The organism is Sphingobium sp. RSMS, from assembly GCF_005406185.4.
Taxonomy (GTDB): Bacteria; Pseudomonadota; Alphaproteobacteria; order Sphingomonadales; family Sphingomonadaceae; genus Sphingobium; species Sphingobium fuliginis.
The window spans coordinates 146678-160586 of record NZ_CM191258.1; the positions used below are offsets into that span (position 1 = coordinate 146678).

Consider the following 13909-nt stretch of genomic DNA (forward strand, 5'->3'; position numbering starts at 1 on the left):
GCAGGATCGGCCTGAAGGGCAGCCGCAACGGCTTCGTCGCGGCCACCCCTTTCATCTGGAGGCCGCGTTGTGTCTCTATCGCTCGGACGCGCTTTTCATCGCCGGTTCGACCGCGCTCCCGCTGTGGGCCGTCGCGACGAAATCAGGCGCCCAGGAGCGCCAGCGCATCGATCTGCCGCCGGGAAAAGCCTCTTTCGTAAAGGGCGGGCATGTGCCGTTCGGCAATCTGCCGCGTGCGGCCGGTCTCGCACAGGAAATCGCGCAGGGGCAGAAGATCGGCGGGCGGCGTGCGGGCGGCCCGGGGCGCGCCGATGATCGCGTTCAGCGCATGGGAAAGGCGCGCGCGCAGCGGTCCGGCGGGCGCCGGATCGCCGCAGCCGCAATCGGCCACCGCGATCAGGGCAGCCTTCACATCGCGCCATTCGGCGGGGCTGAGCTCGGGCGGGGCGATATTCAGCATGGTCGTCCTCCTCTTGCGCAGGGTGAAGGGACACGGCCTTTGGGCCGCGTCCGCTCCTGCTTTCGTTATGCCGCGTCCACCAGGACGATCTCGCTGTCCTCGATCGCGGTGACGCGGATCACGTCCATGTCGCTGATCGCCGCGCCGTCGCGGGCGTTGACGCGCACGTCGTCGATCCGGATCGCGCCGGTCGCCGGCACCAGATAGGCCTTGCGGTCGCGGCCGATCGGATATTCCGCGCTCTCCCCGGCCTTCAGCGTCGCCGCCACCACCCGCGCATCGGTGCGGATCGGCAGGGCGTCATTGTCATTGTCGTAGCCGGAGGCAAGGGTGACGAACTGACCGGCGCGGTCGCCCTTGGGGAAGGGCCGGGCGCCCCAGCTTGGCGCTTCGCCGTCGCGGGTGGGCAGAATCCAGATCTGGAAGATCCGGGTCGTCACATCCTCCAGATTATATTCCGAATGGCGGATGCCGGTGCCCGCGCTCATCACCTGGACGTCGCCGGCCTCTGTCCGGCCCTTGTTGCCCAGGCTGTCCTGATGCGTGATCGCGCCTTCGCGGACATAGGTGATGATTTCCATGTCGCGGTGCGGGTGCGGCGGAAAGCCCGTCTGGGGCGCGATGGTGTCGTCGTTCCAGACGCGCAGATTGCCCCAGTGCATGCGGGCGGGATCGTGATAGCCGGCGAAGGAAAAATGATGCTTGGCATCGAGCCAGCCGTGATTGGCGCCGCCGAGGCTGTCGAAGGGACGCAGTTCGATCATGTCTTGTCTCCTCATCGGGCGGGGGCCGGAAATGGCCTTGCCCTGTTGAACATCTCTTTACAGGCGTGCGGCTTTCCCGTTCAGTGGGATAAATTGCATCGAACCGTTCGAGGAAATGGAACAGTGAACAATCCGGGCATGCCGACCTTCGACCAGCTGCGCATCTTCCTGACGATCGTGGACAGCGGCAGTTTCGCGGCGGCGGGGCGCAGGCTGAACCGCGCCGTGTCCGTCATCAGCTATGGCATCGCCAATCTGGAGGCGCAGCTTGGCCTGACGCTGTTCGACCGGGAGGGGACGCGCAAACCGCAACTCACCGTCGCCGGCCGCGCCCTGCTGGCGGAGGCGCGCAGCATCGCCGACGGCGTCGACGGCCTGCGCGCGAAGGTGAAGGGGCTGCTCGACGGGCTGGAGGCGGAGGTCGACCTGGCGGTCGACGTGATGCTGCCGTCGGAGCGCCTGGGCCGCGTGCTGCGCGCCTTCGCCCGCGAATTCCCGACGGTCCAGCTTCGCCTGCATGCCGAGGCGCTGGGCGCGATCACCGCCATGGTGCTGGACCGCGCGGCGGTGGTCGGCATATCCGGGCCGTTGTCCGCAGGGGTCGAGGGGATCGAGAGCCGGACGGCGGGAGCAGTGGCGATGGTGCCGGTCGCCGCGCCCGATCATCCGCTGGGACGGATGGAGGCCATCGCGCCGGGCGCCGGACGCGACCATATACAGCTGGTGCTGACGGACCGTTCGCGATTTACGGAGGGGCGGGATTATTCGGTGCGCAGCCCCAAGACCTGGCGCCTTGCCGACCTCAGCGCCAAGCATGCGCTGCTGCGGGAAGGCATCGGATGGGGCAATATGCCGCTGCCGATGATCGAGCCGGATCTGGTCGCGGGGACGTTGGTGCGGCTCGCCATGCCCGACCATGACGGGGGCATGTACCGTTTCTCCGCCATCTGGCGGCGCGACACGCCGCCGGGGCCGGCAGCCTCCTGGCTGCTCGATCAGTTCGTGGCGCTGGGCGCGCTGGACCGGGATGTGGAGGGCATGGGCGACATCTGATCAGGCGGGCGCCTTGGCGTCCGGGTGCAGCGCGCAGGCGGCGGTGCCGAAGAGGACCAGCGCGCCCGAGAGGATCAGCGGCGCGACGAGACCGGCGCGATTGACCAGCAAGGCCCCGATGGCCGCGCCCAGCAGGATGGCGGCGACGCCGCCGATGCGGCGGCCGCGATTGGGGCTGCTGCCGCCCGCCAGCGCCGAATCCGCCGCCAGCCCGGTGAGCGTGAGGGTGAGAACCGTGGTGGTGAGGTCCGGCACCTTGAGCTGGCGGACGGTCGCGTTGCGGAAGCCCATGGCAAGGCCGGTCAGCGCGATGATCGCATAGAGCGCGCTGCCGGGCGACTGGCTGGCGATGTCGAAGCCGGTGGCGACGCCCGCCGCGATCCAGAGCAGCACAGCCTCTACCAGTGCGGCCACCATCAGCCAGCGGCGCAGCGGCAGCCCGACATGATGCCTGCCCACGCGCCCCGCCACCAGCGCCCCGATCAGGAAGGCGGCGATGGCGGCCAGATAGGAGAGCGCGTGGAACCCCGGCGTACCCACGGCGGCGAAGCCCAGGAAGACGATATTGCCGGTCATATTGGCGGTGAACACCTTGCCCAGGCCCAGCACGCTGATCGCGTCGACCAGGCCTGTGGTGACGGAGAGCAGGAGGAGCAGCCAGGGCAGCGGCGCGGCGGGGCCGTTGGGAGCGGTCATGATGTCCTCGAATCGCTTGGCTGTTAAAGGGGGCTGGGCGCGTTTATCCGGTCGGCAGGCGAAATCACACTGCCCAGCAGCCGCAGCCGAGCGCGCCCCAGAAGCTCTGGACATCGGCGGCGGGAACCGATGCGCCCAGCGCCGCTGCATGGTCATGACCGTGGACGGCGCAGGCGGAATGGCAACCGCAGGCCGACGCCATCTTCCTGGCCGTCGCATCCTTCCGGTAATGGCCGCCGAAGGTCGCGACCGGCGACCAGTCGGGCATCGCTTTGGGCGCGGCCGGGGCAAGCGGGCCATAATCGCCCTCGCCATAGACGATCCTGCCGCCCAGCACGGTCAGCACCGACCGCAGATGGGCGATCTCATCCTCCGGCACGGTGAAATAATCGTCGGACAGCAGCGCCAGGTCGGCCAGTTGCCCGGCCTTGATCTGCCCCTTCTTGCCGACTTCATTGGAAAACCATGTGTTCTTCTCCGTCCACAGCCGTAACGCCGTCTCGCGGTCCAGCCGGTTGCGCACCGGATAAAGCGCCAGCCCGCCGACCGTCTTCGACGTCACCAGCCAGGACAGCGACACCCAGGGATTGTAGCTGGCGACGCGGGTCGCGTCGGTGCCCGCGCCGACCGGCAGGCCCGCCGCCATCATGCGCTTGATCGGCGGCGTGGCCTCTGCGGCTTTCGCGCCGTAGCGGTCCACGAAATATTCGCCCTGGAACGCCATGCGGTGCTGCACGGCGATGCCGCCGCCCAGCGCCGCGATCCGGTCTATATTGCGGTCGCTGATCGTTTCGGCATGGTCGAAGAACCAGTTGAGGCCCTGCAGCGGAATATCCCTGTTCACCTTCTCGAACACGTCGAGCGCGCGGCCGATGGTCTGGTCGTAGGTGGCGTGCAGGCGCCAGGGCCAGCGGCGTTCGGCCAGCAGGCGGATGACAGGTTCCAGATCGCCTTCCATTTCCGGCGGCATGTCCGGGCGGGCGACGCGGAAATCCTCGAAATCCGCGGCCGAATAGACCAGCATCTCGCCCGCGCCGTTGTGGCGGTAGCTGTCGTCGCCGTCGCCGGGCCTGATCTTCGTCGACCAGTTGGCGAAGTCCCTGAGCTCCTCCTTCGGTTTCTGGGTGAAGAGATTATAGGCGATGCGCAGGGTGAGATCGCCGTCCCTGTGCAGCTTCTCGACGATCTCATAATCGTCGGGATAGTTTTGCGAGCCGCCGCCTGCGTCTATCACGCTGGTGACGCCCAGCGAATTCAGTTCCCGCATGAAATGCCGGGTCGAATTGAGCTGATATTCGGGCGGCAGCTTCGGGCCCTTCGCCAGCGTCGCGTAGAGGATGGTCGCATTGGGCTGCGCCAGCAAAAGGCCGGTCGGATTGCCCTGCGCGTCGCGGACGATCTCGCCGCCGGGCGGGTTGGGCGTATCCTTCGCATAGCCCACCGCCCGCAGCGCCGCCGCGTTCAGCAACGCGCGGTCATAGAGATGGAGGATGAAGACCGGCGTGTCGGGCGCCGCGGCGTTGATCTCTTCAAGGGTCGGCAGGCGCTTTTCCGCGAACTGATGCTCGGTGAAGCCGCCGACGACGCGCACCCATTGCGGCGGCGGCGTGATTTCCGCCTGGCGCTTCAGCATCGCCATGGCGTCGGCCAATGTCGGAACGCCTTCCCAGCGCAATTCCATATTATAGTTGAGGCCGCCCCGGATGACATGGATGTGGCTGTCGATCAGGCCGGGGATGAGGCGGCGGCCCCCGGCGTCGATGACCTGCGCATCGGGGGAGGCGGCGGCGCGGACTTCGTCTTCGCCGCCGACGGACAGGAATGTGCCGTCGCGGATCGCCACGGCCTGCGCGACCGGATTTTCCCGGTCCAGCGTCGTGACCCTGGCATTGATGATGATGACGTCCCTGGCGGTCATGGCGAAGCTTTCCGTGGCGGTGAACAGGGTGGTGGCGCCGGCGCCGGCAAGCGCCCGGCGGCGGGTGATCACTGCTCCTGCTCCGGCTTTGGCGGCAGGGCGGCGGCGCTTTGTTGCGCGGGGGTGAAAGGCTTGCCGCGCAACAGGCTGCCGGCGACCGGCACGACCCGTTCGCCGGCGAGGATGCCTGCCAGCCCGACCAGCGCGATGACCGGCGGGGCTGGGGAACGGACCCCGAGCAGGCTGTAGACGATGCCGACCAGCAGCCCGGCGCCCAGCGAGAATATATAGGCTTTCATGGGTCCGTTCCTTCGCTGCGTCAGGCCTTGATGAACGCCAGAATGTCGGCGTTGAGGACATCGGCGTTCACCGTCAGCATGCCGTGCGAATAGCCCTCATAGATTTTCAGCGTGGCGTTGGGCAGGATTTCGGCCTGGAGCAGGCCTGCATTCCTGTAGGGCACGACCTGATCGTCGTCGCCGTGCAGGACGAGCGTGGGGACGGTGATCGCCTTCAGATCGTCGGTCTGGTCGGTTTCGGAAAAGGCCTTGATCCCTTCATAATGGGCGAGCGCGCTGCCCATCATCCCCTGCCGCCACCAATTGTCGACGACGGCGGGCTTCACCTCCGCCCCTTCGCGGTTGAAGCCGTAGAAGGGGCCGGCCGCAACCTCATGGAAGAATTGCGCGCGGTTGGCGGCAAGGCCCGCGCGCAGCCCGTCGAACACATCGATCGGCAGGCCGCCGGGACAGCGGTCCGTCTTCACCATGATCGGCGGCACGGCGCTGACCAGCACCGCCCTGGCGACGCGCCCTTCGGGTAGGCCGTGACGGGCGACATAGGCGGCCACTTCGCCGCCGCCGGTCGAATGGCCGATGTGGATGGCGTCGCGCAGATCGAGATGCCGGGCCACGGCGGCCGCGTCGGCGGCATAATGGGCCATGTCATGGCCGGAATCGACCTGTTGCGAGCGGCCATGGCCACGCCGGTCATGCGCGATGACGCGATAGCCCTGGGCAAGGAAGAACAGCATCTGCGTGTCCCAGTCGTCGGCGGAAAGCGGCCAGCCATGATGGAACATGATCGGCTGGGCGTCCTTGCTGCCCCAATCCTTGTAGAAGATGTCGACGCCGTCCGGGGTGGTGACGAAATTGCTCATCGGGAAATCCTTTCATCGCTCTGGCTTGGGGGGTGCGGGAGAAGGGGCAGCCGGGCCAAAAGGGCGGCCCGGCTGTGGGGAGGGGGGATCAGTGGCCGCCTTCGGAGGCGCCGAACATGGTGCTGGCATAAGTGATGCCCAGTCCATAGGCGCCGCCCCATTGGCGGGCGATGCCGGTGGTAAGCGCATAGGTTTCGGCGCGCGCCCAGTCGCGTTGCAGTTCGAGCAGATATTGCAGCGCCGTGATCGGGCGCGCGCCCGCCTGGATCAAGCGTTCCACGGCGCGGTCATGGGCTTCCTCGGAAATGTCGCCGCTGGCGTCGGTGATGACATAGACCTCGAAACCCTGTTCGAGCGCGGAGAGCACCGGGCCGACGATGCAGACGCTGGTCCACAGTCCGGCGATGACCAGGCGGTCCTTGCCGATGCGGTTCACCTCCTCGATCACGGCGGCGTCTTCCCAACTGTTCATGCTGGTGCGGTCGATCATCGGCTGGTCGCCAAAGGCGTCGGCGATCTCGCTGAACATCGGGCCGGAAAAGCTCTTCTCCGCAACGGTGGTGAGGATGGTGGGGACGTGGAATCCGGCCGCGGCATTGGAGACCAGGGCGGCATTGTTGCGCAATATTTCGGGCGCGATCGACTTGGTGGCGAAGGCCATCTGCGACTGGAAGTCGATCAGGATCAGGGCGTGGTCGTCGGGCGACAGCAGCGCATCGGCGGGGGTGGGAATGGCGGTGATCGACATGGCGGGTCTCCTTCCTTGAAAGTGCAGGGGCCCGTCGTTCGGGCTGATGTCGGTCTACTTTCCCTCGCTTCTGCGAAACAGGCGTATAAATTCTACCTATTCGTTCCAAATTCTGGAAAAGCCGAAGCGGTCGGCTGGCCTAATGGAGCATAATCGATATTGCACCTTCATTGTAGCAGGACGGTTACGGATCGTCGCGCCAGCCCTGTCTCCTGCAAGATCGCCATCGCCATTGCGACGAAAATATCCTATATGTTCCGCATCTGACCTTATAAGCGGCCTCCATGTCCGACCTTCACAACATGTCACAGCCCGCGGGCGCCCTTGGTTCCCCGGCACGCGCCGCCTCCGGACCGACGCTGGTGGAGCGTGCCTATGAGCATCTTCTCTCCATGCTGATGACGGTGAAGATCGCGCCGGGGGAACGCATTCCCATCGATACCGTCGCGCGCCAGCTCGGCATCTCGCAGACGCCGATTCGCGAGGCGCTGAGCCAGCTGGAGGCGGAGAAGCTGGTCTACAAGACCACCAATGTCGGCTACCGCGCCAGCCCGCAGATGACGCCGGAGGAGGTGCACGACCTTTATACGCTGCGCCTGCTGATCGAACCCTATGCCGCCGCCCGGGCAGCCGAGCAGATCGACGATGAGACGCTTTCCGTCCTGCAGTCGATCCAGGCCGACATGGACGCCGTGGTCGAGCGCGACGAGCAGGCCTATGCCCGTTTCGCGGAGGCGGATGCGCAGCTCCACCGGCTGATCGCGAAGGGCAGCGGGAACCGCCTGATCGAGGAGACGATCGAGCGGCTGCACGCCCATCTCCAGATCTTCCGATCGCTCTACCAGAACAGCGCCCAGCCCAATGCGCCCGAAGTGGCGGCGCGGGAGCATCAGGCGATCATCGCCGCCTTGCTGGCGCATGATCCCGTCGCGGCCGAGCAGTCGGTGCGCGACCATCTCACCTGTTCGCAACAGCGGATGGACCGGGCGAACGGCACGTCTCGACGCTGATCGCGCAACCCCCGGATGGGGGGAGGCATCACGTGTCGGCCGAACGTTCAACGACGTGGGAAAGCCCCTTGACGGGCCCGCGGCAACCACCTACCACGGGCGCACAGGATCATATAGGATATGAAATAGATCCTGGAGAGGATGGGTAATGCGGTCAGCCATGAAAGCCGGTTTTTCACTTGTCAGCCTGACGGTCGCGATGCTTGCCGGACTTCCGGCGGCGGCGCTGGCCGAAACCAGGGTGCTGCGCGACTTCACGCTGATCGACGGCACCGGCAAGGCGCCGGCGGCGAACCAGGCGCTGGTCATGACGGATGGGCGGATCGACTGGGTCGGGCCGTCCGCGAAGCTGAAGGCGCCGGCCGGGGCGAAGGTCGAAAGGCTGAAGGGCAAATATCTGATGCCCGGCCTGATCGACAGCCATGTCCATCTGGGGCTGGTCGACGGCATCACCCAGAACCTGCAATATCAGACGGCTGAGAATATCGAGAAGCAGCTTCGCATCTACGCCGCCTATGGCGTCACCACCGTCCAGACGCTGGGGACGGAGAAGGACCTGATCTTCCCGATCCAGCAGAGGCGCAAGGGGCCCACGGCGATGTCGCGGGTCTATACCGTCGGGCAGGGCGTGGTCTTCAAGGGCAGCTATGGCGGCGTCCCCGGCCTCGACCAGTCGGTCGCCACGCCGGAAGAGGCGCGGGCGATGGTGGACAAGGAGGCGTCCAAGGGCGCAGACCTCATCAAGCTGTGGGTCGACGACGAATTCGGCATGCTGGAGGAACGCATGCCGCCCCGGATCAGCAGCGCCGTGATCGACCAGGCGCACAAGGACGGGAAGAAGACCGTCGCCCACATCTTCTATTATTCCAACGCCGCCGAACTGACGCGGGAAGGGGTGGACGCCTTCGCCCATTCCGTGCGCGACCGCGCCGTGGACGACGCGCTGCTCGGCCAGATGAAGGCGAAGGGCGTGTGGCAGATGGCGGCGACGCTGAGCCGGGAGGCGTCCTTCACCTACAGGACGCTGCCCTTCCTGGACGATCCCTTCTTCGCGCGGGGGGTGACGCCCGCCGTGCTGAAGGAACTGGCCAGTCCGGAGCGGGCGGCGAAGCTGGGCGCGGCGCCCAATTTCCCCAAATATGCGCCGACGCTGCAATATGCGATGGACAATTTCGCGCGGGAGGCGAAGGCGGGCATCCGCTACGGCATGGGCACGGACAGCGGCCCGACGGCGCGCTTCCCCGGCTATTTCGCGCATTGGGAACTGGAACTGATGGTGAAGGCCGGGGTGACGCCGATGCAGGCGATCACGGCCGCGACCAGCGCCAATGCGGAGTTCATGGGCGCCAGGGACATCGGCACCGTCGCGCCGGGCAAATGGGCCGACCTGCTGGTGCTGGACCGCGATCCCACGGCGGACATCCGCAACACCCGCGCCATCGACGCCGTCTATATCGCCGGCAACAAGGTGCCGACCATCTGGCAGACCTGCACCGGCCGCGCGGCCGATGCCTGCGGGCCCCGCCCGTGACCGGCGAGGCAAGCGTCGCAGAACCGCGCGACGCGGCCGCCGGAGCCGGGGCGGCGCGCCCGACGCGGGCGCGCCATGTCGTGCTCTGGCTGACGGTGCTCGCCTATCTCATCACCTATATGGATCGCGTCGTGATCGCCACGGCGGCCCCGGTGATCGAGAAGGAATATGGCTTCTCGCCGGTGACGATGGGCTGGATCTTCGCGTCCTTCTCCATCGCCTATGCGCTGTTCCAGATTCCGGGGGGCTGGCTGGGCGACCGGTTCGGGCCGCGCCGGGCGCTGACCGGCGTGGTGCTCTGGTGGTCGACCTTCACCGCCGCGACGGCGCTGACCTGGTCGGCGGGGTCGATGATGGTGTGCCGCTTCCTCTTCGGCATGGGGGAGGCGGGGGCCTTTCCCATCGCCACCCGGTCGCTCTCGCGCTGGATGCTGCCGTCGGAACGGGGCTGGGCGCAGGGCCTCACCCATGCGGGGGCGCGGCTGGGCGGGGCGGTGACGCCGGTGTTCGTCGCGCTGCTCATCGTCCAGTTCGGCTGGCGCATGCCCTTCATGGCCTTCGCGCTGGTCGGCATCGGCTGGGCGGCCCTGTGGTTCTTCTACTATCGCGACACGCCGCGCGAGCATCCTTCGGTCAACAGCGCCGAACTGGCGATGATCGAGGGCGCGCTGGGCGCGGGCCGGGCGCGGGTGAGCGTGCCATGGCGGCACCTGCTGGCCAATTCGCAGCTCTGGGTGCTGTCGGCCATGTATTTCTGCTACGCCTATTGCATCAACATCTTCCTGACCTGGTTCCCCAAATATCTGCACGATGCGCGCGGGTTCGACATCGCCATGATGGGCCTGTTCGCCAGCCTGCCGCTGATGGCGGGCGTGGTGGGCGACCTGATGGGCGGATGGGCGTCCGACCTGTTGGTGAAGCGCGGCGCGGGGTTGAAGATGGCGCGCCGCTCGGTCGCGGTGGTCGGCTTCCTGACGGCCGCAGCGATGATCCCGCTGGCGGCCGCCATGGACGGGCATGTGGCGAGCATCCTCTGCTTCTGCATCGCGCTGTTCGGGCTGGAGTTGACGGTCGGCGTATCCTGGGCGGTGACGCTCGACATTGGCGGCGAATATGCGGGCTCGGTATCGGCGGTCATGAACACGCTCGGCAACAGCGGCGCGGCGGTCGCGGCGGCGGTCACCGGCTATATCGTCAGCATGAGCGGCTGGTTCGCCGCCTTCGCGGTCCTCTCCGTCCTCTGCCTGATCGCGGCGGCGCTGTTCCTGCGCATCGACGCCTCGCGCAAGCTGCGTGACGGGCAGGGGGCCCAGGCGTGATGCCATCGCCGGAAATCATCCGCAGCGCCCCGGCGCTTCGGTTCGGACATCGCGCGCATGGCGCGCACGACAGGAGGTTGTTTAGGTGAAGACTTGGATATTCGCTGTGGGCATCGGCGCGGTCATCGCCGGCACGGCGGTCGCCGCCCCCGCGCCGAAGGGAAATGCCGCGCATGGGCAGCAGCTTTTCGCGCGCTGCGCCGCGTGTCACAAGGTCGGGCCGAACCCGGCGCGCTCCATGGGGCCTTCGCTGAACGGCGTCGTCGGCCGCGTGGCGGGCAGTCAAGGCGGCTATGGCTATTCGCCCGCGATGAAGGCGTCGGGCATCAGATGGGACGAGGCCAGCATCGACAAGCTGCTGCAAGGTCCGTCGAAGCTGGTTCCGGGCACCAAGATGATCTTCCCCGGCATGGCCGCCGCGCAGGATCGCGCCGACATCATCGCCTATCTGAAACAATATGGCGCGGATGGTGGCAAGAAGTGAGCGACGTCCCTCCCGCCTTCGGCGCGCTCCGCCTGCCCCGCTCCGTCCTGTTCGGACGCGGGCAGCGCCACGCGCTCGGCTCCGCCGCCGGCAAGCTGGGCAAGCGCGCCCTGCTCTGCACCGACGAACGGCAGGCCGCCCAGCCTGAATTCCACGCCATGGTCACGGACCTCCAGGCCCATGGGCTGGAGGTCCGGGTCTTCGACCGGACGATCCCCGACCTGCCGATCGGATCGATCAACGCCTGTGTCGAGGAGATGCGCGGCTCCGCCCCCGATCTGGTGGTCGGCATTGGCGGCGGCAGTTCGATGGACATGGCCAAGGTCGTCGCCGTGCTGCTGACCCATGGCGGCGACATCCGGTCCTATTATGGCGAATTCGCCGTGCCCGGCCCGGTCATGCCGCTGATCGCCATGCCGACGACGGCGGGCACCGGATCGGAAGTGACGCCGGTCGCGGTGGTGTCCGACGACGAGCGCGGGGTGAAGGTCGGCATCGCCAGCCCGCATCTGATCCCGCTGGTGGCGATCTGCGATCCGGAACTGACCGCCACCTGCCCGCCCGCCCTGACCGCCTGTTCCGGCGCCGATGCGCTGACCCATGCGGTGGAGGCCTATACGACGCTGGCGCGCCCCGCCGACCCGATGCTGACGCAGGATCATGTGTTCGTGGGCAAGAACCTGCTGTCGGATCATTTCGCGCGGCTGGCGGTCGACAACATCTTCCGCTTCCTGGAGCGGGCCTATCGCGACGGCAGCGACATGGAAGCGCGCGAAGGGCTGATGCTGGCGGCGCTGGCGGCGGGCTGCGCCTTCGGTACGGCGGGTACGGCGGCGGCGCATGCGCTGCAATATCCGGTCGGCAACCTGACGCACACCGCGCATGGCGACGGGGTGGCGACGCTGCTGCCCTATGTCATGCAGTTCAACCGGCCCTTCTGCGCCCCCGCCTTCGCCGAACTGGCGCGGACGGTGGGGCTGTCCGATGCGGCGGAAGGGGACATGTCGCAGGCGTTCATCGATGCGGTCGCGGACCTGCTTGGCCGCGTCAACATTCCACCCTCGCTCGCGGCGCTGGGGCTGAAGGCCGACCAGCAGGACTTCGTGGCGGAAAACGCCCTGAACGCCGCCCGGCTGGTCAAGAACAATCCCCGTCCCCTCGATCTCCCGGCTATGCAGAGCATCACCCGCGCCGCCTTTTCCGGCGAGCGGGCGGCGCTCAAGTCCGCCTGACTTCTCGAACAAGGTTTCCCATGACGACGCAAAGCTATAGCTGCACGACGACCGACGGCCATGCCGGTCCCTTCGCCATCCCGACCGACTTGCTGATCGGGGAGGCATGGGTGCCCGCCGCCAGCGGCAAGCGCATCGACATCCTCAATCCCGCGACGGAGGCGGTGTTGACCTCCGTCGCGGACGCAAGCCCGGCCGAGGGCATCGCCGCTGTCGACGCCGCCGCAGCAGCAGCGGCGGACTGGGCCGCGACCCCGCCGCGCAAGCGCGCCGACATATTGCTCGCCTGCTTCCATGCGATGATGGCGGAGCAGGAATGGCTGGCGCAGCTCATATCGCTGGAAAATGGCAAGGCGCTGCCCGACGCGCGGGGGGAGGTGGCCTATGCCGCCGAATTCTTCCGCTGGTATGCGGAGGAAGCGGTGCGCATCAACGGGGAGCTGGCCGTCTCGCCCTCCGGCGCGAACCGCATTATGGTGCAATATCAGCCCATCGGCATCGCCCTGCTGATCACGCCCTGGAACTTCCCGGCGGCGATGGCGACGCGCAAGATCGCCCCGGCGCTGGCGGCGGGATGCACCTGCATCCTGAAACCGGCCGAGGAAACGCCGCTGACGGCGCTCGCCGTGGCGGAGATCATGCGCCGGGCGGGCGTGCCCGCGGGCGTGGTCAATGTCGTCAACAGCAGCGATCCGGGCCCGCTGTGCAGCGGCATCCTGCACGACCCGCGCGTGCGCAAGCTGTCCTTCACCGGATCGACCGAGGTCGGCCGCATCCTGCTGCGCCAGGCGGCGGACCAGGTCATCAGCTCCTCCATGGAACTGGGCGGCAACGCGCCCTTCCTGGTGCTGGACGATGCCGACATCGAAGAGGCGATCGAGGGTGCGATGGTCGCCAAGATGCGCAATGCGGGGGAAGCGTGCACGGCGGCCAACCGCTTCTATGTCCAGCGCGGCATCCATGACGCCTTCGTCGCGAAGCTGGCAGAGCGCATGGGCGCGATGAAGATGGGCCCCGGCCTGGAGAGCGCGACCCAGTGCGGCGCGATGATCAACCGGCAGGCGATCGACAAGATCGAGCATCTGGTGGCGGATGCCGTGGCGCGCGGCGCGGAGGTCAGGCTGGGCGGCAGGACGCCGGAGGGCGCGGGCTTCTTCTACCCGCCCTCGGTGATCGCGAACGTCCAGCCGGGGTCGGAGATATTGACGACGGAAGTGTTCGGCCCGGTCGCGGCGGTGATCCCGTTCGACGATCCGGCGGAGGCGGTGGCGCTGGCCAATGCGACCGAATATGGCCTTGCCGCCTATGTCTATACCGCCGACCTCAAGCGGGGGCTGCAACTGGCCGAGCGGATCGAGGCCGGCATGGTGGCGGTCAATCGCGGCCTGGTGTCGGACGCCGCGGCGCCCTTCGGCGGCGTCAAGCAGAGCGGCCTCGGGCGAGAGGGCGGACATCACGGCCTGCTCGAATATTGCGAGGCGAAATATATCGCGGTGAGCTGGTAAGCCGCAGCCGGTCGACGGCACGGAAAAGAG

The 13909-nt window shown here is 67.4% G+C and carries 14 protein-coding genes; 7 read left to right on the plus strand and 7 right to left on the minus strand.

The window, feature by feature from the left end; genetic code table 11:
* Window positions 1-142: 142 nt before the first annotated feature.
* Window positions 143-460: a hypothetical protein gene (locus tag EGM87_RS18845; RefSeq protein ID WP_025548714.1), complete on the minus strand. Its 318-nt coding sequence runs from the start codon at window positions 458-460 to the stop codon at window positions 143-145.
* A gap of 65 nt (window positions 461-525) precedes the next feature.
* Complete coding sequence (locus EGM87_RS18850) at window positions 526-1224, minus strand: pirin family protein (RefSeq protein WP_025548712.1); 699 nt, start codon at window positions 1222-1224, stop codon at window positions 526-528.
* A gap of 123 nt (window positions 1225-1347) precedes the next feature.
* Here EGM87_RS18850 and EGM87_RS18855 point away from each other — a divergent pair, with 123 nt between their 5' ends.
* The gene (locus EGM87_RS18855) at window positions 1348-2277 is read left to right on the plus strand and encodes a LysR family transcriptional regulator (RefSeq protein WP_025548711.1); all 930 of its coding nucleotides are present in this window, start codon (window positions 1348-1350) and stop codon (window positions 2275-2277) included.
* On the opposite strand, the gene EGM87_RS18860 is transcribed toward EGM87_RS18855, so the two are convergent.
* The 5 genes from EGM87_RS18860 to EGM87_RS18880 all read right to left on the minus strand — a co-directional run bounded on the left by EGM87_RS18860 (window position 2278) and on the right by EGM87_RS18880 (window position 6798).
* Entirely contained in the window at window positions 2278-2973 is a 696-nt protein-coding gene (locus EGM87_RS18860; protein WP_044660939.1) for a YoaK family protein, read from the minus strand.
* A gap of 64 nt (window positions 2974-3037) precedes the next feature.
* Window positions 3038-4963, minus strand: coding sequence for an amidohydrolase (locus EGM87_RS18865; protein WP_137708660.1), 1926 nt, complete (start codon window positions 4961-4963; stop codon window positions 3038-3040).
* Window positions 4960-5190, minus strand: coding sequence for a DUF1427 family protein (locus EGM87_RS18870; RefSeq protein WP_025548708.1), 231 nt, complete (start codon window positions 5188-5190; stop codon window positions 4960-4962). Before EGM87_RS18870 ends, EGM87_RS18865 begins: the two co-directional genes overlap by 4 nt.
* Window positions 5191-5210: 20 nt before the next feature.
* Entirely contained in the window at window positions 5211-6050 is an 840-nt protein-coding gene (locus tag EGM87_RS18875; protein ID WP_137708659.1) for an alpha/beta fold hydrolase, read from the minus strand.
* Window positions 6051-6138: 88 nt separating this feature from the next.
* Window positions 6139-6798 (minus strand): hydrolase, encoded by a 660-nt coding sequence (locus EGM87_RS18880; RefSeq protein WP_137708658.1) that lies wholly within the window; start codon window positions 6796-6798, stop codon window positions 6139-6141.
* 284 nt (window positions 6799-7082) lie between these two features.
* On the opposite strand from EGM87_RS18880, the gene EGM87_RS18885 reads away from it, so the two are divergent.
* From EGM87_RS18885 to EGM87_RS18910, 6 genes are all read left to right on the plus strand, one after another.
* Window positions 7083-7808, plus strand: a complete 726-nt coding sequence (locus EGM87_RS18885) for a GntR family transcriptional regulator (RefSeq protein WP_052628168.1) — start codon at window positions 7083-7085, stop codon at window positions 7806-7808.
* A gap of 160 nt (window positions 7809-7968) precedes the next feature.
* Window positions 7969-9339: an amidohydrolase family protein gene (locus EGM87_RS18890; RefSeq protein WP_048576761.1), complete on the plus strand. Its 1371-nt coding sequence runs from the start codon at window positions 7969-7971 to the stop codon at window positions 9337-9339.
* On the plus strand, window positions 9336-10658 hold the full coding sequence (locus tag EGM87_RS18895) for an MFS transporter (RefSeq protein ID WP_061939135.1): 1323 nt from the start codon (window positions 9336-9338) through the stop codon (window positions 10656-10658). Before EGM87_RS18890 ends, EGM87_RS18895 begins: the two co-directional genes overlap by 4 nt.
* Before the next feature lie 85 nt (window positions 10659-10743).
* A complete protein-coding gene (locus EGM87_RS18900; RefSeq protein WP_048576760.1) occupies window positions 10744-11142 on the plus strand; it encodes a c-type cytochrome in 399 nt (132 codons plus the stop codon).
* The gene (locus EGM87_RS18905) at window positions 11139-12374 is read left to right on the plus strand and encodes an iron-containing alcohol dehydrogenase (protein WP_137708657.1); all 1236 of its coding nucleotides are present in this window, start codon (window positions 11139-11141) and stop codon (window positions 12372-12374) included. The genes EGM87_RS18900 and EGM87_RS18905 overlap by 4 nt, the downstream gene beginning before the upstream one ends.
* Before the next feature lie 20 nt (window positions 12375-12394).
* Window positions 12395-13879: an NAD-dependent succinate-semialdehyde dehydrogenase gene (locus tag EGM87_RS18910; protein ID WP_137708656.1), complete on the plus strand. Its 1485-nt coding sequence runs from the start codon at window positions 12395-12397 to the stop codon at window positions 13877-13879.
* The last annotated feature ends 30 nt before the right edge of the window (window positions 13880-13909 follow it).